This window comes from Flavisericum labens (genome assembly GCF_045446075.1).
Taxonomy (GTDB): domain Bacteria; phylum Bacteroidota; class Bacteroidia; order Flavobacteriales; family Flavobacteriaceae; genus Flavisericum; species Flavisericum labens.
Genome location: NZ_JBJJBQ010000011.1, coordinates 38,263 through 65,135, shown reverse-complemented (window position 1 = coordinate 65,135; position 26,873 = coordinate 38,263). Strand labels below are relative to the sequence as shown.

The 26,873-nt window shown below is 32.2% G+C and carries 15 protein-coding genes; 14 read left to right on the top strand and 1 reads right to left on the bottom strand.

Features of this window, described 5'->3' with window-relative positions; all coding sequences use genetic code 11:
- The first annotated feature begins 56 nt into the window (after window positions 1–56).
- The 13 genes from ACIEHO_RS14735 (at window position 57) to ACIEHO_RS14675 (ending at window position 24,745) form a co-directional block, all read left to right on the top strand.
- Window positions 57–428 carry a BfmA/BtgA family mobilization protein gene (locus tag ACIEHO_RS14735; protein WP_406973083.1) on the top strand — a complete coding sequence of 124 codons (372 nt, stop codon included), beginning with the start codon at window positions 57–59 and terminating at the stop codon, window positions 426–428.
- Between the two features lie 13 nt (window positions 429–441).
- Window positions 442–1,470, top strand: a complete 1,029-nt coding sequence (gene mobB, locus ACIEHO_RS14730) for a MobB family relaxase (RefSeq protein WP_406973081.1) — start codon at window positions 442–444, stop codon at window positions 1,468–1,470.
- A 24-nt stretch (window positions 1,471–1,494) separates the two neighbouring features.
- Window positions 1,495–3,078 carry a type IV secretory system conjugative DNA transfer family protein gene (locus tag ACIEHO_RS14725; protein ID WP_406973079.1) on the top strand — a complete coding sequence of 528 codons (1,584 nt, stop codon included), beginning with the start codon at window positions 1,495–1,497 and terminating at the stop codon, window positions 3,076–3,078.
- A 278-nt stretch (window positions 3,079–3,356) separates the two neighbouring features.
- A complete protein-coding gene (locus ACIEHO_RS14720) occupies window positions 3,357–7,433 on the top strand; it encodes a hybrid sensor histidine kinase/response regulator transcription factor (protein WP_406973077.1) in 4,077 nt (1,358 codons plus the stop codon).
- A 159-nt stretch (window positions 7,434–7,592) separates the two neighbouring features.
- Window positions 7,593–10,703, top strand: a complete 3,111-nt coding sequence (locus tag ACIEHO_RS14715) for a SusC/RagA family TonB-linked outer membrane protein (RefSeq protein WP_406973075.1) — start codon at window positions 7,593–7,595, stop codon at window positions 10,701–10,703.
- A 16-nt stretch (window positions 10,704–10,719) separates the two neighbouring features.
- Window positions 10,720–12,213 (top strand): RagB/SusD family nutrient uptake outer membrane protein, encoded by a 1,494-nt coding sequence (locus ACIEHO_RS14710; protein WP_406973073.1) that lies wholly within the window; start codon window positions 10,720–10,722, stop codon window positions 12,211–12,213.
- Window positions 12,214–12,228: 15 nt separating this feature from the next.
- Entirely contained in the window at window positions 12,229–14,679 is a 2,451-nt protein-coding gene (locus tag ACIEHO_RS14705; protein ID WP_406973071.1) for a glycosyl hydrolase 53 family protein, read from the top strand.
- Window positions 14,680–14,782: 103 nt separating this feature from the next.
- Complete coding sequence (locus tag ACIEHO_RS14700) at window positions 14,783–15,532, top strand: GDSL-type esterase/lipase family protein (protein WP_406973069.1); 750 nt, start codon at window positions 14,783–14,785, stop codon at window positions 15,530–15,532.
- 168 nt (window positions 15,533–15,700) lie between these two features.
- Entirely contained in the window at window positions 15,701–17,125 is a 1,425-nt protein-coding gene (locus tag ACIEHO_RS14695) for a sulfatase-like hydrolase/transferase (RefSeq protein ID WP_406973067.1), read from the top strand.
- Window positions 17,110–19,725: a glycoside hydrolase family 5 protein gene (locus tag ACIEHO_RS14690; RefSeq protein ID WP_406973065.1), complete on the top strand. Its 2,616-nt coding sequence runs from the start codon at window positions 17,110–17,112 to the stop codon at window positions 19,723–19,725. Before ACIEHO_RS14695 ends, ACIEHO_RS14690 begins: the two co-directional genes overlap by 16 nt.
- A gap of 2 nt (window positions 19,726–19,727) precedes the next feature.
- Complete coding sequence (locus ACIEHO_RS14685) at window positions 19,728–22,760, top strand: polysaccharide deacetylase family protein (RefSeq protein ID WP_406973063.1); 3,033 nt, start codon at window positions 19,728–19,730, stop codon at window positions 22,758–22,760.
- Window positions 22,761–22,772: 12 nt separating this feature from the next.
- Complete coding sequence (locus ACIEHO_RS14680) at window positions 22,773–23,657, top strand: glycerophosphodiester phosphodiesterase family protein (protein ID WP_406973061.1); 885 nt, start codon at window positions 22,773–22,775, stop codon at window positions 23,655–23,657.
- 41 nt (window positions 23,658–23,698) lie between these two features.
- Window positions 23,699–24,745: a glycoside hydrolase family 53 protein gene (locus ACIEHO_RS14675; RefSeq protein WP_406973059.1), complete on the top strand. Its 1,047-nt coding sequence runs from the start codon at window positions 23,699–23,701 to the stop codon at window positions 24,743–24,745.
- A gap of 89 nt (window positions 24,746–24,834) precedes the next feature.
- Here the strand turns inward: ACIEHO_RS14675 and ACIEHO_RS14670 are convergent, their stop codons facing one another.
- A complete protein-coding gene (locus ACIEHO_RS14670; RefSeq protein ID WP_406973057.1) occupies window positions 24,835–25,428 on the bottom strand; it encodes an RNA polymerase sigma factor in 594 nt (197 codons plus the stop codon).
- Between the two features lie 125 nt (window positions 25,429–25,553).
- On the opposite strand from ACIEHO_RS14670, the gene ACIEHO_RS14665 reads away from it, so the two are divergent.
- Window positions 25,554–26,720, top strand: coding sequence for a FecR family protein (locus ACIEHO_RS14665; RefSeq protein WP_406973055.1), 1,167 nt, complete (start codon window positions 25,554–25,556; stop codon window positions 26,718–26,720).
- Window positions 26,721–26,873: the final 153 nt, after the last annotated feature.

Here is a 26,873-nt window from a genome sequence, read left to right as displayed (position 1 = left end):
TTTTTAAAGTAAAAGTGCGTTCAGCCCAATAAAATCAACAAGTTTTTAGAGTAAAAATGGATCGAGGACACGAAAAAGAGGCATTTACAACCATAAGTTTTAAATGTTCTACGGCAAAAAAATTCAGGGCTTTCACTAAAAGAATGGGCACGTCCAATTCAATGACTTTATTGTTAATGATAGAGTTTTTTGAAAGTAATGGCATTTCTCCAAAAGAGTCTATCGGACCACAGATGCAAACCCTAGAGAGCCTCATCAAAAAAAGGATTAATGGGGTGATTGCCGTCATGAAGGATATCGAGAAAAACCAAACCAAACCCACAGTTGCCATGATGCAATCCTTGTTTAAAGAAGCTGAACCTAAAAAGAAACCCTTACTTATGGAAAAAGGGACTAAAAAGAAGAAACAATCAATACTTAAAAAATAATAAAAATCAAACCATGTATATCAGTATTTCAGCCCAAACACTAGGTAATAATTTTTCGCAAAGTGTTTCGGATTTCGTGGATTATTTGGAAAAGGAAAACCAAGGTCTTGTAATTGAAGAACGTGAGCACTTTTTTAACCAATATGGTGACGAGTTCTTAGCTAAAGAAGTCATAAAAGACATCGATGGCAACACAGCAAAACTCAAAAAGAAAGAGCCTAAATTTTATTCCATTACCGTAAGTCCGAGCCAAAGCGAATTAAGACAATTACAAAACAGTAGTAAAGATTTAAAACACTATACCCGTGAATTGATGAAAGATTATGTCATCGCTTTTAATCGTGAAATAAATGGCAAGCAGATAACTATTAATGACATTAAATATTATGCCAAAGTTGAACACACGAGACAGTTTAAAGGAACTGATAAACAGGTCATAGAAAATCAGCCTTATGCCTCTAAAATCCTAAAACTTAAACAAGAGATTCGAAAGATAGAGAAAGGTACATTAAAAGGTAGTGTCAAAAAGAACCGGCAACAAATAGCCAAATTGGAGAAGAGTGCGCCGCACCAGCAAAACGGTAAACGTATCGTGCAGGGTATGAACAAAGCAGGCAATCACAGTCATATCCATATCATTGTTAGTCGTAAGGATGCTTCCAATAAAGTAAGCTTATCCCCAGGAAGCAAATACAAAGCATCCAATGTTATGATTGATGGTAAATTGGTAAAACGTGGATTTGACAGGGATGCCTTTTTTTCAAAAGCAGAAAAAACCTTTGATAAAACCTTTGCATACAAACGCAACTATGCAGAATCCTATCATGCCAAGAAAGCCTTTATCAAAAACCCCAATGCTTATTTTTCGACGCTATTGGGATTACCGACCCATGAAAAAGCATTGGCTTTTAAAATTCTAGGAAGGACAGGCGTTCCAATAGCTAGTATTCCAACCAATCAAGTACAACTCGCACTAAAAACCATTAGAACCTTAAAACGCGGTATAGATATCGCCATAAAATCGGGATCCATTGGAATCTAAATCATCATTAAAAAAACAAACACCATGCAATCATTTAATCTCACAATTATCTTACTGACTATATTCACAGCATCTGCACTTTTTTATGCGCTTTATAAACTGTCCATATATGCTTTTGTGCTGAATTTAATATTGCTCCTTGGTGGTTTTGGAATCCTTTTTTTGATTGCTCCAGCATTATTTAGCAATACAGCCCTTATAGTTGGATGTCCGTTGCTACTTATCAATATAGTGATGTATGTCTTTCTTCATGAAGGAGAGAGTACACAACCATCCGAAAAAATGTATCAGGTACATTTCAAACTAAAGAGGGCTAAGCTGGTCATCCAGAACATCAAACGAGGCGCTTCCATTATCGGATCAGCTGGAAGCGGAAAAACTGAAAGTGTGGTTTATAATTTTATGCAGCATTTTAGCAAACAGGGTTTTTCAGGAGTGATTCATGATTATAAGGATTTTGAAATCACTGAAATGGCCTATCCACTTTTTAAAGCCCAAGACATTTCATTTTATATCATTTCATTTGATACCATCTACCACCGTGTGAATCCTATTGCAGTAAGGTATATGGAAAATGAAGAGAGTGTCAATGAAGTATCCCGTGTTCTGATGGAAAACTTATTGGAACAAAAGGAATCGGGAACGAATACTTCAGGCAAGTTCTTTACCGATGCTGCCGAAGGGATTATTGGTGGACTTATATGGATTCTCAAAACCAACCACCCTGAGTATTGCACACTACCGCATTTAATTGCCATCTATCAATATTTGGATACTGACAGTCTGATTACGCTTTTGGAATCCGATTTAACCTCGAAAGGCATGGCGAATGCCTTTATCAGTGGTAAGGATTCTGACCGTCAAACGGCAGGGGTAAAAAGCACTCTGTCTAATGCCTTGAAAAAAATCAGTTCCATACAGGCTTTTATGACGCTATCAGCAGACGAAGTACCTCTGGATATTAATGGGCAAGAAAAAGCAGGAGTGATTTCAGTGGTAAATAACCCTAAGTTAGAGACTGCCTATGCACCACTTATTGCAACAGTCATGCATACTATTACCAAACAAATGAGCGTACGACACCGAAAGCCTTCTTTTTTACTCATGGAAGAAGCGTCTACCATTAGACTCCTGAACATGCAGCGTATTCCTGCCACCCTCAGAAGCTACAATATTGCAACCATTTATGTGATGCAGGATAAAGTGCAAAATGATATCATGTATGGAGATAAGGTCAGTAAAGCGATATTAAGCAATCTATCCTACCAATTTTTCGGAAAAGTGAATGACCCAGACACTGCAAAATACTATGAGCGATTTTTTGAGCTTATTAAAATGCAAACCACGAGTATCAACAAAGGGAATAATCTGAATTTTGATACACGAGTGACCAAAGGAGAAAAGGAAGTCTCAAAAGTACGAGCTGACATTTTCTTTAAACTAAAACCTGGAGAGTTTATAAGTTTTGCTGATGGTAACGATCAAAGAGTACAGTTCAAATTACAGGATATTACTAAGAAACTACCAAAAGCAAAAAAATATTCAAAGAAAGACCTTAAAAGGAATTTTAAGCGGATTCATCGAGAAGCACAGTCTTTATTTGATTGAAAATGAACATTTCATCTTCTCATAGACTCGATAAATATTAGTATTTAAAACAGTATTATATTTAAACTTTCTTTACTTACATTATATGAATTTCAGATTTAGTTCATTAACCTAAATTGATGATTCTTGATGTCCAAATATAAATGGATTTAAGCGACTTTTATTGATGAATTTATAACCCTTTATTTCTTTTAAGAAATAGTAATATTAAATTTTAAATATTTTATAATATATTTTAACCTGTTATAAGGTTAGTATATATAACTTTAAAAGTTAAAATGAATTCAATTATTAAAATATCGATAAAAAAATTATTTGTACCACTATTTTTTTTATTTGCTACTCAGAATATAGCAAGTCAAACACAAGCTATATTTAAAAGAATAGATCAGTCCAATGGTCTTTCTAGTAATAGAATTACAGGCATAATTAAAGAAAAGGACGGTTTTGTATGGATAGGTACAGGTAATGGATTAAACAGATATGACGGAAAGGAATTCAAAACTTACAATAGCAATAACAGTTCCTTAGAATCAAATAATATTAGTGATATATTACTAGACAAAAAAGGGAGGATTTGGGTTGCAACCCAAGGAGGAGGTTTGAACCTATACGATCACTTAAGTGATGATTTTATTGTTTATAAGAATGATGTTAATAATCCAACTTCGCTTCCATCAAATCAGTTATATAAACTTTTTGAAGATTCAAATGAAAATTTATGGATAGGTTCTGAAAATGGATTATGCTTATTTGTAGAGGCATCTAAAGTTTTTATTCCATATAATCAGAGCCTAAACGGTTATTCCATAAATCAAAATAGTGTTACTAGTATATTCGAAAGTGATGATGGAAATTTATGGATTGGAACTTTTGGATCGGGATTAAGTAAATTTTCAATTTCAAACAAAAGGTTCAAGAATATTGAATCTGATGACAAGATTTTTGAAGATTTTATACATACTATTTCTAAGCTAAATGAAGATACATTGCTTATTGGAACTAGTGGAAATGGTTTATTGAAATTCGATTTAAAAACTGAAAAATTTTCAAAGTTTTTCAATAACTCATTAAACTTAAAAAATGAAATTAAAATTGTTCGCTCTTTACATACAGATAAACAAGGTAATTTATGGATTGGAACAGATGGAAATGGAGTGATAATGGTTGAATATGTTGAGAGTCAGAATCCTAAAATTAAAGTTTTTAGACATACACCAGGGGTATATTCATCTCTATCAAGTAACGCAGTTTATAATATTATTGAGGATGAAGAAGATAATATATGGATTGGTACAGCATGGAATGGTGTAAATATATTGGAACAAAGAAATAATTTTGAATTAATATCAAACGATATTGAAGGGCTCAATCCTACACCAGTATTATCAATCCACAAGAATAAGAACAAATTATATTTAGGTTCAGACGGATTGGGGCTAACTGTTTTTGATATAGAAACAAATGTTATTAAGCGATTCAACAAAAGTTTAAATACAGATATTGGTGGAGACTATATTCAATGTATATATCAAGATAAAGAAGAAATACTATGGCTAGGAACATATGCCAACGGCATAATTAAATTTAACCCTAAGACAGAGACATTTACTAATTACAAACACGATAAAGAAAACACAAATTCCATAAGCTTTAATGATGTGCGTAATATAATTGAAGAGAATAATAATTTATGGATTGCTTCATGGGGAGGAGGTCTAAACTATTATGACAGAGCTAAAGACGAATTTGCTTCTTTTCGAGAAAACATCAACGATAGTACTTCAATAAGTAGTGACAATATAGTTGCTATGATTAAAACTGGAGATACAATTTGGTTGGGAACTTATGGTGGAGGTGTCAACCTTTTTAATACTAACACAAAAAAATCAAAACAACTAAAGAATATTAAGAATTCAAATACTTCAACAAATAGTAATAATATTTTGAGCCTGTATAAAGACTCAAAAAATAATGTTTGGATAGGAGATTCTGAAGGGAAAATTAATCGGTTTAATTTGGACACGGGTAAATTCGAAGATATAAAAAATAATGAGGTTGTTAAGGATCAATCAGAAGTTGCCATTATTGAAGATGATATGGGTAACATTTGGTTTAGTACTGAAAATGGGATATATAAATTTGATTACGACATAGACCGTTTTACAAATTTTCCAAGTCTTGCTGGAGCATATCGTATTAATTCTGTTTTTAAAGATGACGATGGATTGTTATATTTTGGTAGATCAGATGGTGTTTTACGTTTTGATCCAAATAACATATCAAATACGAATATTCAACCAGAAGTTAAAATTACCAATTTCAAGTTGTTTAATGAAGAGCTATCCATTGGTTCAAATGAAATCATTCATGAAAACATAACTTCTACTAAAGATATTACCCTCGAACACGATTTAAACGTACTTACTTTTGAGTTTGCAGCATTGCAATTTCCATTTTCTAATCGATGCGAATACTCAATTCAAATGGAAGGATTTGATAAAGAATGGAGAGAAATAGGTACAGATAGAACAGTAACTTATACTAATTTGTTTCCAGGTGAATATACTTTTAAAGTTAAAAGTAAGGAGCTTGGTAGTACTTGGGGTAAAGATTACACTTCAATTAACATTGAAATTTTGAAACCATTTTGGATGGAATGGTGGGCAATTCTAGTTTATATTTTAGTGTTTTTATTTATACTTTATTTGTTTAGAAAGTACACCGTTGCTTGGGAAAATTTAAAGAGTAATTTGAAACTAGAGAAACTAACTCACGAAAAAGATATAGAATTATATGATTTAAAGCAGCAATTTTTCACTAACATATCACACGATATCAGAACCCCAGTTACTTTAATATCGGGATCTATTAATAGATTGTTAGAAAAACAGGATTTATTCACAAATGATTTAAAGAATCCATTTGATACTATTAAAAAGAATGGAGATAAATTAGTTTCCTTGGTTAATGAATTACTTGATTATCGAAGACTTGAACATGAAAAAGTTAAGCTTAATTTAATTAGAGAAAACCTTGTCGAGTTTTGTGAAGAAATATACCTTTCGTTCAAAGAAATGGCAGTAGAAAAGGAAATAGATTTTATATTTAAAACTAACTCTCAAAATGCAATAATTTGGTTTGATAAACACCAATTAGAAAAAGTACTCTATAATTTATTATCAAATGCTTTTAAGTTTTCCAAAAAAGAAGGAGTAATTGAGTTCTCAATATTCGAAATGGAGAAAGTCATTCAATTGCATATAAAGGATAAGGGTATTGGTATTGCCAAAAACCAGTTAGACAAAATTTTTAACCGTTTTTATCAAAGCAAGAGCGATGATAATATAAATGGTTTTGGTTTGGGTTTATCAATTTCTAAGGATATCGTTAAATCTCATGGGGGAGAAATTATTGTTAATAGTAAGAAAAATGAAGGTACGGAGTTTGTAATTTCCTTAAAAAAAGGAAGGACGCATTTTGATACTAATTCAATTGTTGAAGATGAAAATGATAAAGGAAAAATTAATCCTTTGAGGGTTGCAAAAGCTGGAAAACTAATGCTGTCAAAAGATAAAAAAGAAGTTGAGGATTCCATAAAACCAACATTACTCGTTGTTGATGACAATGTTGAAATTCTTGATTACATCTTTGAGATTTTAAGTGAAGATTATGATATTATTAAAGCACTAAATGGAGAAGAAGCTTTAGAGTTAGCATACAATAACCCTCTTGATTTAATAATTAGTGATGTTATGATGCCGGTTATGGACGGTATTGCTCTTACAAAGGAACTAAAAACTAATATCAGGACTAGTCATATACCAATCCTTCTTTTGACGGCTCGTGCCTCCTTTGCACACAAGATAGAAGGATTTGATGTTGGAGCAGATGAATATATAACTAAACCATTTAATGAGTTGTTGCTTAAAACTAGAATAAGTAGTATTCTGAAAAACAGGGAGTTACTTCATGCAAAGTTTTGGAAGAAGGAATTAATTCCTATGAGTGAGTTAAAGCTAAATAAGTCTGACGAAACTTTTATGCTAAAGCTTATTAAAATACTTGATGACAATTTAAGTTCTAAAGACTTGAATGTGAACTTTGTTTGTGGAGAGTTAGGAATGAGTCATTCTGTGGTTTACAAGAAGATTAAAAGCTTAACAAATATGACTTATGTAGAGTTTGTTAGAGATTTTAGATTAAAAACTGCTAAGAAATTAATAGAAGAACATGATTTTACAGTTTTAGACGCATGTTATCATGTGGGGTATTCTAATAGGAAATATTTTAGTAAGTTATTTAAAAAGCGATTTGGCAATAATCCATCTGACTATCTATCGAAATCAAAGTAGAATCTTAACGAAAGCCAAATATAAAAGGGGTTAAACGAAAAGTTACCCCTGAATAAAATGACTTTGTGCCCCTTTTATTTTACTACCGTTTTGTTATTTAGCCATTAACCTAGAACTGAATTTAGGTAAACTAATCTAAAACAACTAAACTTTTTAAGAATGAAGAAAAATCAATGTAAAAATTTTACAAGGGTATTTACTTTTAGATACCTATTATTTGCTATTATTTTTTTATCGCCAGTATTTTTTTATGGACAAGCTTTAGAAATTAATGGTCAGGTATATGATTCAAAAACCAATCAACCTATTCCAGGTGTCAATATTATTGTTAAAGGAACTACGAATGGAACTCAATCAGACTTTGATGGCAAATTCACTATTAATGCTAGCATTGGAGACGTACTTCAAGCTTCTTATTTAGGTTTTAAATCTCAGGAAGTTATAGTAAATAATAGTAATACCATAACTATCTCTCTAGAGGAGGATGTATCTCAACTTGATGAAGTTGTTGTAATTGGTTATGGGACATCAAATATAAAAGAGACAACTGGTTCTGTAGCTAATATTAAAGTTGCAGATATTCAGCAGGTTGCTAATACTTCAGTAGACCAAATGTTGCAAGGCCGAGTTGCTGGATTAAATTTGGGTCTGAGTACAGCCCAGCCAGGTGCTAGGGTAAGTGCAAATATAAGAGCAGATATTTCACCCAGAGGAAGTGGAGAACCGCTTTATGTTGTAGATGGCGTTCCAATAATAAATAATTCTCCTGAGCCAGGACTAGATTCATCTGATTTAGGTTTTTTTGGGGGTGTGGACAGAAGCCCATTATCAACAATAAATCCTGCAGATATTGAATCAGTAGATGTTATTAAAGATGCAAGTACAACTGCAATTTATGGTTCAGCAGCTGCAAATGGAGTTATATTTATAACAACTAAAAAAGGAAAAGCAGGAAAAACCACAGTAGACTATAGAGTTTCGACTAGTGTTCAAAGCCCCAAGGACTATTTACAATTTTTAGATGCTGAAGATTTTATGAGACAGCACAACAGATTGGCTTTTGATAGATATCTTTTTGATAATAAATATGCTCCTTATGGTGCTCAGAATGCTCCTGTTGATGGATTTACACCATTTTTTACTCAAAACGATATCAATAATGCAGGTTCTGGAACGGATTATGTTAATAGTTTAATTAGAACTGGTTTTATTCAAGAACATAATCTTTCAATTAATAGTGGAAATGAAAACACCAAGATTTTTTCTTCATTCAACTATTACGATAATGATGCCATATTAAAGAATTCTGATTTTCAGAGATATACGGCGAGATTTAATATTACACAAAAATTAGGAGAAAGATTTAATCTGAATGTCAAAACAAATTTAAGCCAAATTAATAGTAATAATGCATCAACTGGTGCAAATTCAGGAGGAAGTGAAAAATATAACATGCTACAAGCTGCATATGCTTTTGCGCCTAATATCACTCCAAGAGAACCGGATGGAAGTTATTCAAGGACATACAATAATTTGATAACAAATCCATTTGCTTTTTTTGAAATAGAGGATAAATTAAGAACTAATAGGTTTTCAATAACACCTAAACTTGATATTACTTTATTTGATGATCTATCGCTTTCAATGGTTGGAAGTATGGATAGAACAACCTCTACTAGAAGGTTTTTTATGCCGTCAATTGTGGAAAATGCACAATTGCCTGAAGGTGTCGCTCAATTAGCAACTAATAGAAATGATGCTTATACTGGGGAGGCATACTTTTCTTATTCAAAAAGCTTCGAGAAAAGTTCACTTTCTGCTGTATTAGGAGCAGGGGTATATAAAACATTAGGTGACGGTTTTAGTCTTCAGGCGGTCGGATTTTTTACAGATGCTTTAGGTGCAGATAACGTTGGAATTGCAGATCAGTTACTTCGTAATAAACAAAACTCGTTTAGATTTGAAACAACTAGGCTTTCACAGTTTGCGAGAGTTAATTACACCATAAATGGTAAATATATTATTAATGGTGTTGTAAGACGCGATGGTGCAAGTAACTTTGCCAATAACAATAAATGGGGCGTTTTTCCAGGAATATCTGCAGCATGGAGAATTAGCGAAGAACCATTTTTAGAAAACTCTAAAGTATCAAATTTAAAAATTAGAGTAGGTTATGGTGAAGTGGGAAATGTGGTTTTAGCAAATAATGCATTTCAATTATATAGTATTAATGGAGAATTTACATTTGGAAATACTGTGCAGCCAGGAGTTGTACTTTCTCAAGTAGCTAACCCAGACTTTAAATGGGAAACAAACAGCAGTATAGATATAGGTATTGATTTTGGATTTTTTAATGATAGAGTAAATGGGACTATAGAGCTATATGAGAAAAAGGCTAAAGACCTAATAGACTTTGATCCGTTACCATCTAATAATGCAGTAGGGAGAGTCGTAACAAATGTAGGGTCAACTAGAGCAAGAGGTATTGATGTTGCATTGAATACGACTAATGTTCTTACCAATAATTTTGAATGGAGTACTAATTTCACTTTCTCTACTAGTAGGTCAGAATGGGTTGAGCGTAACCCTAATGTAACACTTCCTGAATATGTAGGTGAGAATGATCAGCTTGGGGACTTTTACGGTTGGGAAACAGATGGTATTATCAAATCTTTAGAAGAAGTTCCTAACTATATGGCTGGAGCATTTCCAGGTAATGTTAGGTTTGTAGATCAAAATGATGATGGTGTTTTAGATATAAAAGATGTTGTAAAATTAGGTACTTGGGGACCAAGGGTTAATTTTGGGTTTGGTACTAACTTTAGATACAAAAACTTCACCTTAACGGCATTTGCCTATGGTAATGCAGGTGCACCCAGAGGTTTTGGATTTTATCCAGACCGTTTTAGAATATCAAACTCCACACCTTCAAATACCCTAACAAGTATTAAGGATATATGGTCTTTTGATAATCCTAACGGGTTTTTACCAGGAATTGCGTCTAATCCTTACAGCGGAAATAATCCTGCGGGTAATACAGATTTCTTATTAGAAAAAACTAGTTTCCTCAGAATTAAGAATATTAACCTTGCATATAATTTGCCAATAGCAGACGGATCTAAATTACCATTTAATAAGTTGAGGTTTTTTGTGGATTTACAAAATGTAGCACTGTTCACTGACTACGATGGGTTTGACCCAGAAATGAGTACAACAAACCCTTTTCCTCAAGCTTTATCATCAACTTTAGGAGTTGATATTCAATTTTAACAAAAAAATAAATGATATGAAAAGTAAACTTAAAAACAGATTAATTTTAATGGCTTTATTTTCAGTTTTCATTGTAAATGTAGGCTGTGAAGATGAATTGGAGTCTAAAGTATTTAGTGATTTAACCTCTGAAAATTTCTTCAAAACGGAAAAAGATTTTAATGCCGCATTGGTAGCATTATATAGTGCATTTTCAACAGATTGGGGAGGAAACGATCCAGGAGATGGTATATATTATGCAAATCTATACAATGCAAACAATAGGACCTATGTTATGCGAAGTGAGCTTACAACAGACGCTCTTTGGAATGATTGGGATGCTAATATATTAAACTTTACATGGGGACCAGCTACATTTTCGGGTACAGGAGCATCAACCTACTCTAAAATTAGATATGTTGCAAGAGCTACCGATATTATTAATAGGATTGAAAATTCATCAGTGAATGAATTAATAAAAAACAGATATTTAGCTGAAGCAAAAACATTAAGAGCATGGTTAATGTATATTTTATATGACTTTTTTGGGCCTGTAAATGCAAAGATTGATCCTGAGACTTTAAGTGATACAGAAATCATTCCAAGATGGTCAGATGAAGCATATACTGGCGTCATAGAGCAAGATTTGTTGGATGCTATTAATACTGAAGAGTTGCCAGAGAAATATAATGGTACATCGGATTGGGGCAGGGTTTCTAAAGGTTTAGCAAGAACAATACTTTTAAAACTTTATATGCATAAAAAAGATTGGATTAATGCGGAATCCACAGGCAAGGCTATAATTAATTCAGGTCTTTATTCATTAAACCTAAATTATGAGGATACATTCATAACTTCAGGTAATAATGAACTTATATATGCAATAGTGAGCAACGATGCTGTACCTAATTGGTATATGCAACATTTGTTTCCGGGAGGTTATGCAAGAGGTTTTGCCGGGGACAGATTAATCGAACGCGGAGGAGGATGGTATGGTTTTTCAATGCCATGGGAGTTTTATGATAAATTTGAGAATGGAGACCTTAGGACAAAAACTATTATTTCAGAATATACAAACAGTGGAGGTGATCTAGTTGATAGAGATAATGGTTTAAGAGGTGCTATTCCCCTAAAATATACCAGCATTGAAGGTAATGGTCCTGATTACGCAATAGATTGGGTTATCTATAGATATGCAGATGTACTTCTATCAGTGGCAGAAGCCATTAATGAACAAAGAGGACCATCAGATGCCTATCAATATGTAAATCAAGTACGAGATAGAGCAGGAGTTTCGCAATGGAGTGGATTGACGCAAGACGAATTTAGAGAAGCCATCCTAGATGAAAGGGGTAGGGAGCTATTTTGTGAAGGTCATAGAAGACAGGACTTAATACGCCACGGAAAATTTATTGAAAAAGCTATAGAGAGAGGAGCAACTAGTGCGAGTTCAAAACATATTCTTTTTCCAATTCCCGCAAGTGTGATATTAGAAGGGAACGGTATTATTGAGCAAAATCCAGATTACTAAACTAAAAACAAACAGATGAAACAAATTATAACTTATCTAACTTTCAGTTTACTTATTTCAATTACTATTGGTTGCGAAAACTATGAAATAATTAATACAGAAACACCAGATATAAACTTAGAAAACAATTTTAATCAAAAGTTCTATAATGGTTCTGACCTTTCATATGTTAATGAAATGTTGGACTGTGGTGCGTCTTACAAAGATTTTACAGGTAATGAAGCAAATCCTTATAAAATATTTAGTGATGCAGGAAATAATTTGGTAAGGGTTAGGCTATGGAATGACCCTTCAGATTGGACAGCATATTCTAACATAAACGATGTTGAAAAAACCATAACTAGCTCCAAAGAACAAGGTATGGATGTTTTGTTAAACTTTCATTATTCAGATACCTGGGCAGACCCTGGAAATCAAATAATTCCTTCGGCATGGTTAGATGTAGTAGATGATACTGAAGCCTTAGGGGAAAGATTATACGATTATACCTATAATACTTTAAACGATTTAGCAACAAAAGAGCTATTACCTGAAATAGTTCAGATAGGAAATGAGATAAATTCCAATATTTTAAACAAAGAAGCAGGAGCGGTAGACATCGATTGGGAGCGAAATGCTTTACTTATAAATAGAGGTATTCAAGCGGTTAGAGACATTTCAAAAGAGTATAATGCCAGAGTACAGGTTATGTTACACATAGCACAGCCAGAAAATGCGTTGTGGTGGTTTGATCAAGCTAGCGATAATGGTATAGTAAATTATGATTGGATAGGTGTATCTTATTACCCAAAATGGTCAGATGTTCAAGTTTCAGATGTTTCAGATGCAATTGCAGCATTAGGGTCTAGCTATAACAAAAGGGTAATGATTGTAGAAACGGCGTATCCGTTTACCTCAGAAAATGCAGATGCAGCAAACAATATAATAGGGAAATCAGTTTATCCTGCAACACAGCAAGGGCAGCTAGAATTTCTATTAGATTTAAAAAGAGAAGTAAAAGAAGGCAATGGCTTTGGTATAGTATATTGGGAACCAGCTTGGGTTTCAACTGGTTGTGGAACACTATGGGCAGATGCTGGGTCTCATTGGGATAATGCTACATTATTTGATGATAATGGTAACCCAACTTTAGGTCTTAATGCTTTTAACGATAACTTTATGCCAGACATTACTTGCTCAAGCATTTGGGCATTAGGAGACGGCGTACCAAGTGCTTTATGGAATTGGGATAATGCTCTTGAAATTTCATGCGATGGAACTAAAAACGTTATTGAGGTCAATTTGGCCGAAAATAAATTTAGATTTTTTCAAACAGAAGGAGATTGGACATCAGGCTTAGGCTATCAATATTTTGTCAATAGAGGATATTCTATAGACTCCAGACTGAAAGGAGCAGCTGATAACGATGATAATTTTACTTTTGAGGGTACTCCAGGACTTTACACATTAGAAATAAACTATGACAATAAAACTATAATTTTAGAACCTGTAATTTCAGATCCTTATTATGCCTTAGGTGATGCGTTACCTGGAGGGTGGAATTTTGATAATGCTACTTTAATAGAATCTCCAATTTTTGGAGTTAGAAAAGCTACTGTAAATCTATCACCTGGGACATTCCGATTCTTTACTATAAAAGACGATTGGACAAGTGGTTTAAACTATGCATATTTTGACGACCAAGGCTATACCATTGATGCTAATTTAGAAAACGCAGGTGATGGCGATCAAAACTTTAGGTTTACAGGAACTACAGGAGAATATGTGTTAGAAATAAATGATCATGATAAAACCATTACGTTACTGGGAACAGGACCTTTCCCGTCAATATGGGCGGTAGGCGATGCCGTACCTGGAGGTTGGGGCTTTAATGATGATACCATTGAATTTACACAAACCTTTAGTGGTATATGGACTGCAAATCTAGATATTGACTCGGGAGTATTTCGATTTTTTCAAACTTTTGGAACTTGGGACACCAATAACAATTATGCATATTATGCAAATGAAGGGTTTGATATAGATCCAAATTTTGAAAATGATGGCAGTGGAGATGAAAACTTTAGGTTTATAGGTACTCCAGGGCCCTATACATTGACAATCAATACCAATACTAAAAAAATCATATTAGAAGATTGGGCAAAATTACCTTCACTGTGGGCTGTAGGAGGTGGTGTTCCTGGTGGATGGGGATTCAATGATGATTCTACTGAATTTCTACAAATTACTGAAAATGTATGGACTGCCGAAATAGCTTTAAGTAATGAAGGTATATTTCGATTTTTTCAAACTTTTGGGACATGGGATACAAATAATAACTATGCCTATTATGCAAATGAAGGTTATAGTATTGATACTAATTTTGAAAATGATGGTAGTGGCGACGAGAACTTTATATTTAAAGGAGCCACAGGGCTATATAAGCTTACTATTAATGGTAATGATAAAACTATAACTTTGGAATAGTTATAATAATAGCACCTCAATTGATTTTAGCAAAAGGGAGTTATTTTTCTAAAAACACTCCCTTTTTTTTTAAAATTAGACTTGATAACCAATAATATTCAAGATGAATCGACTATTTGAAAGACTCTTTTTATTGATGATTTTTATATCATTTCAGTCATGTGCTCAAATTGAAGCAAAGGATGGGGGAAATGTTGAAGAAGATGTAACTCGTGATTATGAAATACCTCCTGAGAATATTTACCCTGCAAGTGATGTTATAATATCTACGCACAATGATTGGACAAAAAATCATTATCCAAAAAGGATTCATGAGTTTAAACAAAACCCTTTGCAAACGGGAGACATAGTTTTTCTTGGAAACAGTATTACTGAGCAAGGAGAAGATTGGGGGCTAAAGGTAAACAATGTAAAGGCAAAAAATAGAGGAATAGCTGGTGATACGACAGAAGGTGTATTGGAGAGATTAGAAGAGTTGATATATTATAAACCTGCAAAAGTATTTTTACTTATCGGAATTAATGACCTGTTTCGAGATGATATGAGCGCCCAAAAAGTATATGATAATATTATTAGTATTGTTAGGAGAATTAACTTTAATAATCCAGGAACTCAGATTTACTTACATACAATTTTACCAACTACAACAAGTGCTTTAAAATCAAAAATTAAACAAACTAATTCTTTGCTTATTAATGCAGAGAAAAATGAATCTTATAAATTGATACTGTTACACGAAGAATTTTCTAATGAAAATGATGCTATGAATATGAGTTTATCCTCAGATGGGGTACATCTAAACGATAATGGATATGAAGTATGGGTGAAAAAAATTAAAGAACATATCAATTAAGTGATTAGAATTGAATAGTTGAATCATATAATGAATAAGAACTATATGGTTATACAAAATAATAGATATAGTATTTGAGTTAGTTTTAGTTGAAATTAAAAGGGGACTAAGTGGTTAAAAGTTCCCTTTTATTTAATTTCTAATAATAACAAAGTAATTAACTACTAAATGAAAAATATTTGGAAAATAATAATACTATTTTGCTTGGTCGCTTGTAATAATGGTGATAACAAAGGAAAGTACAAGGAATCTTTAGAAAAGCCTAATATAGTTTTTTTATTGGCAGATGATATGGGTTATGGAGAGCTAGGATGTTATGGTCAAAAAATAATAAAAACTCCTTTTTTAGATAGTTTATCAATGAGAGGCGTAAAGTTTAATCAATTTTATGCAAATGCTGTTTGTTCCCCATCTAGAGCGGCGTTAATGACTGGGAAGCATCCAGGACATACATCAATAAGGGGAAATAGCGGAATTGGAGAAAATAATTTATGGTATAGAATACCATTAAAAAAGGATGAGTTAACCATCGGTGAATATCTTAAACATAAAGATTACAAAACAGCCATTATTGGGAAATGGCATTTAGAAAATCCTGATAGTTTATATTCTTGGGCACACAATCGTGGTTTTGATTATACATTTCATCGTCAGTGGAATAAATATAGTGACAACCCAAATGATCCAACAACTATTTGGGAATCTGGAGTTTCAAAAAAAATGGAAGATGTATGGATTAAAAATTACGTTTCAAGAGATGAGTTAAGAACTGATAAGGCTATTGAATTTATTGACAATAACAAGGATCATCCATTTTTTTTAATGATGTCATATAAAATACCTCATACGCCAGAGAATGATATTTATGATGATTTGATTTATGCAGATATGGGGTGGCCAGAAGTTGAACGACAACATGCAGGGCGAATCACAATTTTAGACAGACTTATAAAACGTCTTTTCAACCATTTAAAAGATAATAATCTATTAGAAAATACATTAATAATATTTGCTAGCGATAATGGTCCGCATAATGAAGGAGGTCATGATTACACTTTTTTTAATAGTAATGGAGAGCATAGAGGCTTCAAAAGAGATTTTTATGAAGGAGGTATAAGGGTGCCTTGTATAGCTTATTGGAAAGGGAAAATAAATTCAAAAGAGTCTAACCATATAGCAACATTATGGGACGTATTACCTACTATTTATGAACTTACAGGAGAAAAAGTTCCAAAAACAATTGATGGTATTTCCTTTTTACCAGAGTTGTTAGGTAAACCGCAAAGTAAGCATGATTACCTATATTGGGAGTTGCAGTTAGATGGCTGGTGGCAAGAACTTCCAGATGGAGGTTTTAGACAAGCTGTTAGAAAAGATGATTGGAAAGCTATTCGTTATGGTGTAAATAATAAAACAGAATTGTATAACCTTAGTGAAGACCTTTCAGAAACAAACAATTTAGCAGAGGAATATCCTGATGTAGTGAAGGCCATGGAAGAATTATTTGAAAAATCGTCTACAGAAACTTTAGGGTTTCCTTATGGAGGAAAAGTTCAAAATTACAAAGCCATGAATGTTTGGAAAAAGAAATAAAACGAACGTGCTATATTGATAAACTTAAAGAAATAACATTTAAAAGAATGAAAATTTATAAAATAGTTGTTTATATAATATTAGCTGTTAACAGCTATGCTTATGGCCAGCAATCCACATATGTAGATAATCAAGGTGTGTTTCGGTGGGTAAAAGATAAGAGCGAGGTTAGATTATTTGGCATCAATTATACTTTGCCTTTTGCTCATGGGTATAGAGCAATTAATTATTTACAAAAGAATCATAAGGAGGTTATTGATAAGGATATATACCACATTGCACGTTTAGGTCTTGATGCTTTTCGCATACATGTATGGGATAGTGAAATAAGTGATAGCATTGGCAATATAATTTCAACGAAGCAGTTAGAGCTTTTAGACTATACATTGTTTAAAATGAAAGAAAGAGATATAAGGACAATTATAACTCCTTTTAAGGTTGGCGGCAATGGATATCCTGAAAAAAAGAAATATGCCCCAGGGTTTAGCAACAATTTAAGTAAATCCGATACTTATTCAGGTGAACAAATTTTAGAAAAGCAAGAACGTTACTTTACGCAGCTTTTAAATCATATTAATCCATACACAGGGATTGCATATAAAAATGATCCGGATATTATTGGTTTAGAAATTAATAATGAACCGCAGCACGATAATCCTCAAGTAGCTACAAATTATATTAATAGGATGCTTAATGTAATTCGTAAGACTGGATTTAAGAATCCAATATTTTATAATGTTTCTGAAAGGTCTGAATACGTTGATGCATATTGCAATACTGAAATTGAAGGTTGTACTTTTCAATGGTATCCCACTGGGCTTGTAAACAATAAGGAACTGAATGGAAATTTTTTGCCTAATGTAGACAAATACAATATTCCATTTAAGGATAATCCAAACTTTAAAAACAAAGCTCGAATTATTTATGAATTTGACCCAGGAGATACGTGGCAATCTTACATATACCCAGCGATGGCAAGAAGTTTTCGAGAAGCAAAATTTCAGTTTGCAGCACAATTTGCTTATGAGCCTTTATACTTGGCTTACGCTAATACCGAGTACCAAACACATTATTTGAATTTAGCCTATACGCCGAGTAAGGCTATATCATTTATGATAGCTTCTGAGGTTTTTCATGAAATGAGTAATGGTCAATCATATGGAAGGTATCCCGATAATCTATTATTTGGAAATACAAGTCTAAAACCAGAAAAGGACTTGGCAATATACAATTCCAAAACAAAGTTTTTATACACAAATAATAATCAAAGCGAACCTAAGGAATTCAAATCATTAGAACAAATAGCTGGTGTAGGGAGTTCTTCTTTAGTAAACTATGAAGGAAAGGGAGCTTATTTTTTAGATAAACTACAAAAAGGTGTTTGGCGTTTAGAAGTTATGCCAGACGCTTTATGGGTAAATGATCCTTTCGAGAAAGCAAGCTTAAAAAAAACTGTGGCAATTGTTCAATGGAATGAGCAACTAATGAATATCAAATTACCTGATTTAGGTAATGAATTTACTATTGCACCTTTAAACGTTGGTAATAAACACAGCTTAATATCTACGGATGGTAGTTTCAAAATCCGACCAGGAACCTATTTAATTTCAAAAACTGAAAATAATTTAGAAACTATAAAAAAAAGAATTGGGAATTTGTTAATTAATGAATTTGTTGCACCTAAGGAAAATATTAACAAAGCCTATGTTGTTCATTCTCCTTTAAAGATGATTGAAGATGGGCAGGACTTGATAATTCAAGCAGAAATTGTAGCCCCTTTTAAGATAAAAAAAGTGGAAGTAATATCTTCTACTGGATATCAAAAATTCAACAAATACCCAATGAATAAAACAGGGACATTTTTATATTCAGTAAGAATTCCAAATTCAGATATAACAAGTGATTCTTTCAGGTATTATATTGTAATAAATTCTACTGATAATCAAAGGAGTTTTCCTTCCAATGTTAACGGTTCTCCAGAGGATTGGGATTTTGTTTCAAAGAAACAGTATATAACTCAGGTTGTTCCCAACGATAAGTTTGTTCCGCTATATGATGCGAATGATATTGATGCAGATTTCATATGGCCGAGTCAATGGAATGCGCCGAAATATAAAGTAAATAATAATACATCTAAATTTACCTATGATAGATCACTGAAAATATCTATTCCAGATTTAAAATATAATCGACCAGATATGACTTTTAAAATTATTATTGAAAATCAGGTTAAGTCTTGGAGTGATTTAGTAAAAAAAACGAAATCTTTAGTAATAGTAGGAAATTCTGGTGTTAAGCAGAATCAGAAAGTTCAAATAGGTTTACAATTATCTAATGGATCTGTGTTTGGTAAGGTTATAGAACTGAATAATTCAGATAATCTTGCTGAAATCAATTTACAAGATTTGGTGAGAGTACCACAAGTGTTGCTTCCTAGGCCATTTCCTGTTTTTCAACCTTACTGGTTTGAATCAAAAGACCACAGTGAATTTGATATAAATAAAATTGAAGCAATACAAATCTCAGTAGGGCCAAATATTTCTGAAGAAGAACAAGGAAAATTACAAGAATTGGCTATTAAAAAAATATATTTAAAATAAGGATGAAAAAAAGCATTGTATTAGTTTTTGGGCTGTTTTTTGTTACTCTTTTTTCTTGTAGCAAAGACAAAAACACCTATGTTAATAAACAGAAATTTAATAAGGAGTGGTGTTTTGTAAAGTTAGATGATTCTGTTTCAGAAACTGGGTTTCATGAAAAAGACTTCGATGACTCTATGTGGGCTAAGGTTACGTTACCACATACCCCACAATTAGAACCAAAAATTGTAAATAATCAGTGGCAAGGTATCTGCTGGTATCGCAAAAGCTTTAATTTATCTAATGGCTTTCTTGGCAAGCAACTCTTTCTGAAATTTGAAGGAGCAATGAATATTACTGAAGTATGGGTAAATGGCAAGAAATTAATTGAGCATCATGGTGGATACTTACCATTTATTGTAAACTTTACTAATGTCGCTAATTTTGATAAAGAAAATATAGTTGCTGTAAGGTTGAATAACCAAGATAATCCAGTTACAGGACCAAAACCGCTTAAAATTTTAGATTTTAATACTTATGGAGGTATTTATAGAAATGTATGGCTTATTGCCAAAAACTCACTTCACATTACAGACCCTGTTGGAGCAAACAAAACTGCTAGCGGAGGTGTTTTTGTAACATATCCAGAAGTCTCTGAAAAAGCTGCTAAAGTAAAAGTTAAAACCCATGTTAAGAACGCTAATGACAATGCTGTGTCATTCACAGTTAAAAACACTCTGCTAAAAGGAAACAATGTTATTATAACTGAGTTAAGTAATGAGCAGAAATTAGAAATAGATAATGACAAAGAGGTAGTAGTTGAAATACAAGTTGAAAATCCAGAATTATGGTCTCCAAAATTTCCTAATCTATATATTTTAAAAACAGAAATCATTCAGGATGGAGCTCTTATTGATCAAGAAATTACACGAATTGGTATAAAATCTATGAAGTTTGTAGGACAAGATTTTTATTTAAATGGAGAAAAAACATTTTTAAGAGGCGTAAATCGTCATCAAGAATATCCACATGTTGGCTATGCAATTTCAGATAATGCGAATTACCGTGATGCCAAAAAAATAAAGGACGCAGGATTTGATTATGTACGATTATCACATTATCCACATGCACCTGCTTTTATGGATGCCTGTGATGAGTTGGGACTTATAACAATTGATGCTATTTTAGGTTGGCAATATTTTAGCGAAGACGAGAAATTTCAAAAGCACGTATTTCAAACGGCAAGAGATTTAATAAGACGAGATAGAAACCATGCATCGGTTTTAGCTTGGGAAGTATCATTAAATGAATCATGGATGCCAGAATATTTTATAGATTCATTAACTACAATTGCAAAACAAGAATATCCAAGCAGTCAATGCTTCACCGCAGGATGGCAATCTTATGGATACGATATTTATTTACAAGCCCGTCAGCATCGCTTAGATCACTATGACGAAAACTTAAAGAAACCCTACAATGTATCAGAATATGGCGATTGGGAATATTATGCTATGAATGCTGGTTTAGATCAAACGAGTTGGAGCAATTTATTGCAAGAAGAACGTTCTAGTCGTCAATTAAGAGGTGCAGGAGAAAAGGCTCTTTTGCAACAAGCAACCAATTTACAAGAAGCGCATAATGATAATTTAAGTACACCTGCATTTGCTGATGGCTACTGGGTAATGTATGATTATAACAGAGGATATGCAGATGACTTAGAAGCTTCTGGAATCATGGATGTTTTTCGATTGCCAAAACTATCTTATTATTTTTACAAGAGTCAACGGAATGCAGAGGATCCATTTGGAGAACCGATGGTATACATAGCTAATAATTGGCAAAAAGATAGTTCATTAGATGTCCGCATATTTAGTAATTGTGATGAAGTAGAATTGTTTTTGAATGGTCGTAGTTTAGGACGTCAAAAACCTGATCAGAATCGTATATCAACAAACTTAAAACATCCTCCTTTTACATTTATTTTAGATGACTTTCAAGAGGGGAAGTTAGAGGCTAAAGGGTATATTAGTGGTAAACTAGTTGTAGCAGATGTTAGACAAACACCAGGAAAACCGTCTAAAATTGAAATTGTAATAGATAATGAATACGATAATTTAAAAATAGAGGATAATGATTTGTTTTTTGTTCACGCTTATGTGACAGATAAAAATGGAACGGTTATACCAAATTATTCTGGGGAAGTTACTTTTAATGTTGAAGGGAATGTAGAAATAATAGGCGAAAATCCAACAAATTGTTCTGCTGGGATTGCTTCTATTTTAGTTAAAACAAGTGAAAATATAGATGATATTAAAATTACCGCTAGTTCGAAAAATCTTGTAATATCACCTGATAACATTATAGCAAGTATTAATGTCCCAGATGAAATAACCATTGATAGTTTACCGTTAATCCCAAAACATTTTTTAGAGCATCAAAAGAGAAGCAAGGGGTATTGTATGGTCAACGGTGATTCGTCTAAAAAGCAAGTGGCATTAACTTTTGATGATGGTCCTACAGATTTGTCCCTAAAGGTTATTAAGACTTTAAATAAACATAATGCCAAAGGAACATTTTTTTGGTTGGGTAAGAATCTTCAAGAAAAGAAGGGAGTCATTAAAGAAGCAAAACAAGGAGGCCATCTTATTGCTAATCATAGTTGGAATCATCAAAACGGCTTTGAGCTATCAAAAGAAGATTTATGGCAAAATCAAGTTTTAAAATCGATGGATGCATTTAAATTGTGCGGAACTGATAAACCTAAATATTATAGACCGCCTTATGGCGCAATCAGTCAAGATCAGATTGATTTCTTAGCAAAGAAAGGAATTACAACAGTATTATGGTCTATAACAACTATTGACTGGGATAAAACTCAAAACAGTGAAGATGAATTATTTGAGAAATTCAAAAATTATCTTCACAATGGTGCGATTGTGCTTTTGCACGACTTTGATTTTGGTAATTCAATCGCAAAATTGAAAGCCTTAGATAAAATGATAACTTATGGTAAATCTATTGGTTTTAATTTTGTCAATGTTGAGGACATATAAAAGCACTTAATTATGAAAAGCATTATAAGTTGTTCAAGAATAAGTAGAAATATTATTATCCTAATTTTTACTATTCATGTTATAGTAGTTTCATCTTGTAATAATGAAGTAGTTGCGACAAGTAATGAAGTAATCGAAAAGATCATAAAAAAATCTGATAGTAATATTTTAGTCTGTGCTCACCGTGCATATCATAAGAATGCGCCAGAAAATTCATCAAAATCAATTCAAGATGCCATAGAAGCCCATATAGATATAGCCGAAATAGATTTAAGAACCACTAAGGACAGTGTTTTGGTATTGATGCATGATGATACTATTGATAGGACTACGACAGGTAAAGGACTATTGAAAGATTATTCATATAATGAGTTAAATGAATTTAACTTAAAAATAAATGATTCAGTAACATTACATAAAATCCCAAAGCTAAGCGAAATATTATTGCTAGCAAAAGGCAAGATTATTCTAAACTTAGATTTAAAAGACATTGAACCATTAAGTTTTTATATGCTTCTGAAAAAATATGAGATGGAGCATAAAGTAATGTCATTTATATGGAATAAAGAAACCATTAAAGAATTGATTAAAATTGATTCTTCATATGCTGTTTTGCCATTATCGCCAAACAAAAGTGAAATGGAATTAAATTTAGAAAATTATAGATCTCCTTTACAGCATTTCACAGAGGAAAGTTATAACCTTGAAAATATGATCTGGGCACATAAAAAGGGTGTTAAAGTATTTGTTAATAGTCTTTGGGATGAAGATATTGACCTTAATAATGGGAATACTCATTCTTTAGATAGCTTGTTAGTTTTACGTCCAGCTATTATTCAAACAGATTATCCAAAATTGATGATTGATTATTTGAAGAAAAAAGGATTACACGATTAATAAGATTAAGAAGAAAATGAGTTATTTAAATTAATAAAGAAATGAAAAAACTGATACTAGCTTGCTCTTTACTAATAGTATTTAAAACCACTTATTCACAAAAATATATTATAGGTGCAGATCTATCTTTTGTTAAAGAAGCGGAAGATAGCGGATTCGTTTTTAAAGAAAATGGCAAGTCTAAATCATGCATTCAAATATTTAAGGATCATGGCTACAATTGGATGCGTTTAAGATTGTTTCATAGCCCTGAATCAGATGAAAAATACAAACTGCCAAATAATTTAGAGTATACAATTGCCTTGGCAAAAGAGGCGAAAAGTCAAGGTTTCAAATTTTTACTTGATTATCATTATTCTGATGTATGGGCAGACCCTGCAAAGCAATTTATCCCAAAAGTATGGGAAGAGAAATCTACTCTAGAATTAGAAGAAATAATCTTTGAATACACTCGCTCTACAATGTTGGAGTTTCAAAAGGCTGGAGTTTTTCCAGATATGGTGCAAGTAGGAAATGAAATTAGTAATGGTATGCTTTGGCCAATAGGCAAATTGCCAGATAATTGGGATAATTTTGCTGCTTTATTAAAAGCAGGAATTAATGGTGTTAAAGCAAGTTGTGGAAATAACCCATGCCCTGAAATTATGATCCATATAGATAAGGGTGGTGATAAAGATTTTACAAAATACTTTTTCGATAAGATTAAATACTATAATATAGACTACGATGTTATTGGTCAATCATATTATCCTTGGTGGCATGGTAGTTTATTAGATTTGCGCGAATGCTTACAATTTGCATCAAAAGAATACAATAAAGATATTATTGTTGTTGAGACAGCATATAACTTTATGCCGCAAGAATATAAAAATAAAAAAGCCCCATTTCCTGAAACTCCTGAAGGACAAAAAGAATTTTTAGAAGAATTTAATAATATAATATTAGATGTCCCTAATGGAAGGGGAAGAGGTTTGTTTTGGTGGGAACCTGCGGCTCCAAACAGAGGTTTTGAATCAAGAACATTCTTTGATAATGAAGGAAATGTAATGCCGGTTATAAATGTTTTTAATAAATATACAAGACATTGAGTAGTTTAAAACAGAAATAATTGTTTTGGACTCTTTAAGAATTAATAGAATATTCATGTATGCAACAATCCATTCTATAACAAATAATTTTATAAAAGAGTTGTTGGTACTTGGTTTTTTTGTATCCCAAACAACAAAAACAAAATACCATCCATTTTTTCGCCCACGGTTTTTCGTAAAATAGAAAAAGCTTTAGTCATATGAGCTTCAACAGATTTTATAGAAACATTTAGATATTCAGAAATTTCAATATTAGTGAGACCTTCTTGCTTACTTAATAAAAATGTTTGTTTGCATTTAGGAGGTAGGTTTTCAATTTCTCGTTTTACCAAATTCATTAGTCTGTCCAACGATTTTTCATCTTCTTCTTCCAAAATAGAACTTAATGCATCAATGTTTTTTTTATCTAAAGGAATAGCATGTACCCTATTTCTTTCCTGGTTTAGAAATTCATTATACACAGATCGATATAAATAACTTTTAACCGCGAAGTCATCTTTAAGTTTTAAGCGTATTCTCCAAATATTAATAAACACGTTTTGAACAATATCTTTAGCATAATCACGGTCATTTGTAAGCTGATAAGCATAAACACATAATTTATTATGATAAGTATCAACTAACAATGAATAGGCTTTGGAATCTCCTTTTTTAAGACCATTTATAAGACTTATGTTGTTCATTTAGCAATAATATAAATTAAGAATTAGATAAAAACATGAGTGAATTAATGCAAAAATAATAAAAAATGTTGCTAAAAAGTTAGGGTTGTGTAAAATTGTTGTGTTATAGTAGTATATGCGTTAAAATGATTTCTCAAGATATACAAAGACTAATAATAAAATATCTTACTAGGCAAGCTACTCTTTTAGAACGGAATAAGCTAGAATTATGGCTAGAAGCCCATGATAATTATAAGATGTTTAAGGAATACGTTAAGATTAACTACTTAATTGATTTAAATATGGAAATGTTTGATTCCGATGACTCAAAAAAAGAATTGCTTGAATTAATTGATAAGGAGAAAAAGCAATATAGATTTCGCAAGTATACCAGGGTAATGAAATATGCCGCAATCTTTGTTGGTATAATTGCAACAACATACTTTTTTAAAGATAACATATTCAGCAAGTCAGTTGAAACTAATCCAATAATAGTAGATACTAATACTATTGAACCAGGAACAGATAAAGCAACACTAACTTTAGGAGATGGTTCTCAAATTGCATTAGAAAAAGGAGAATCTCTTAAGATACAAAACGCTAGCAGCAATGGAGAAGAGATTATTTATAAAGCTAACCAAGTTAATACTAAAGAGTTAGCTTATAATTATTTAACTATTCCAAGAGGTGGACAATTCTATATAGTATTGTCTGATGGTACAAAGGTTTGGCTTAATTCAGAAACACAACTAAAATACCCTGTAAGTTTTATTGATGGTATAACTCGCCAAGTTGAACTAGTGTATGGTGAGGCATATTTTGAGGTATCACCTAGTACAGAACACAAGGGCGCTAAGTTTAAAGTGTTAAATCAATCTCAAGAAATCGAAGTTTTAGGTACAGAGTTTAATATTAAAGCTTACAGAGATGAGACTAGTATTTATACAACATTAGTTGAGGGTAGAGTTTCAGTTAATTATGAAAACAGAAAACAAAATTTAATGCCTAATCAACAGTCAAGTCTTGATATTAATACTAAAAATTTCTTAGTAAAGGAAGTTGATATATACAATGAAATTTCATGGAAAGAAGGGGTTTTTAGTTTTGAAAGAAAACCACTCAAGGAAATTATGAAGGTTTTGTCCAGATGGTATGATGTTGATATAATCTTTGACAACAAATCATTAGAGGAAGTTAAGTTTTTTGGTGTTCTAGGGAAAGACCAAAAAATAGAAGAAATATTGGAGACTATTAAGAATTTTAAAATAATTGAAGCCTATGAAATAAAAGGAAAAACTATAATCTTAAAATAAAAAGAGATCGAAGTTGAACATTTGGCGGTGTCACAAACTTCGACCTTTTGATAATGTATTAATTAATGTATAACTAACTAACACTATGCAAATTTATGGAAATTAAATTTATTGATGTCCGTTCACTCATTCGAAAACGGTTACTAATGCTTA

Bases quoted from the DNA above. Each gene is read 5' to 3' on its own strand.
- ACIEHO_RS14735 (WP_406973083.1), top strand. From the start codon at position 57: ATGGATCGAGGACACGAAAAAGAGGCATTTACAACCATAAGTTTTAAA.
- mobB (WP_406973081.1), top strand. From the start codon at position 442: ATGTATATCAGTATTTCAGCCCAAACACTAGGTAATAATTTTTCGCAA.
- ACIEHO_RS14725 (WP_406973079.1), top strand. From the start codon at position 1,495: ATGCAATCATTTAATCTCACAATTATCTTACTGACTATATTCACAGCA.
- ACIEHO_RS14720 (WP_406973077.1), top strand. From the start codon at position 3,357: ATGAATTCAATTATTAAAATATCGATAAAAAAATTATTTGTACCACTA.
- ACIEHO_RS14715 (WP_406973075.1), top strand. From the start codon at position 7,593: ATGAAGAAAAATCAATGTAAAAATTTTACAAGGGTATTTACTTTTAGA.
- ACIEHO_RS14710 (WP_406973073.1), top strand. From the start codon at position 10,720: ATGAAAAGTAAACTTAAAAACAGATTAATTTTAATGGCTTTATTTTCA.
- ACIEHO_RS14705 (WP_406973071.1), top strand. From the start codon at position 12,229: ATGAAACAAATTATAACTTATCTAACTTTCAGTTTACTTATTTCAATT.
- ACIEHO_RS14700 (WP_406973069.1), top strand. From the start codon at position 14,783: ATGAATCGACTATTTGAAAGACTCTTTTTATTGATGATTTTTATATCA.
- ACIEHO_RS14695 (WP_406973067.1), top strand. From the start codon at position 15,701: ATGAAAAATATTTGGAAAATAATAATACTATTTTGCTTGGTCGCTTGT.
- ACIEHO_RS14685 (WP_406973063.1), top strand. From the start codon at position 19,728: ATGAAAAAAAGCATTGTATTAGTTTTTGGGCTGTTTTTTGTTACTCTT.
- ACIEHO_RS14680 (WP_406973061.1), top strand. From the start codon at position 22,773: ATGAAAAGCATTATAAGTTGTTCAAGAATAAGTAGAAATATTATTATC.
- ACIEHO_RS14675 (WP_406973059.1), top strand. From the start codon at position 23,699: ATGAAAAAACTGATACTAGCTTGCTCTTTACTAATAGTATTTAAAACC.
- ACIEHO_RS14670 (WP_406973057.1), bottom strand. From the start codon at position 25,428: ATGAACAACATAAGTCTTATAAATGGTCTTAAAAAAGGAGATTCCAAA.
- ACIEHO_RS14665 (WP_406973055.1), top strand. From the start codon at position 25,554: ATGATTTCTCAAGATATACAAAGACTAATAATAAAATATCTTACTAGG.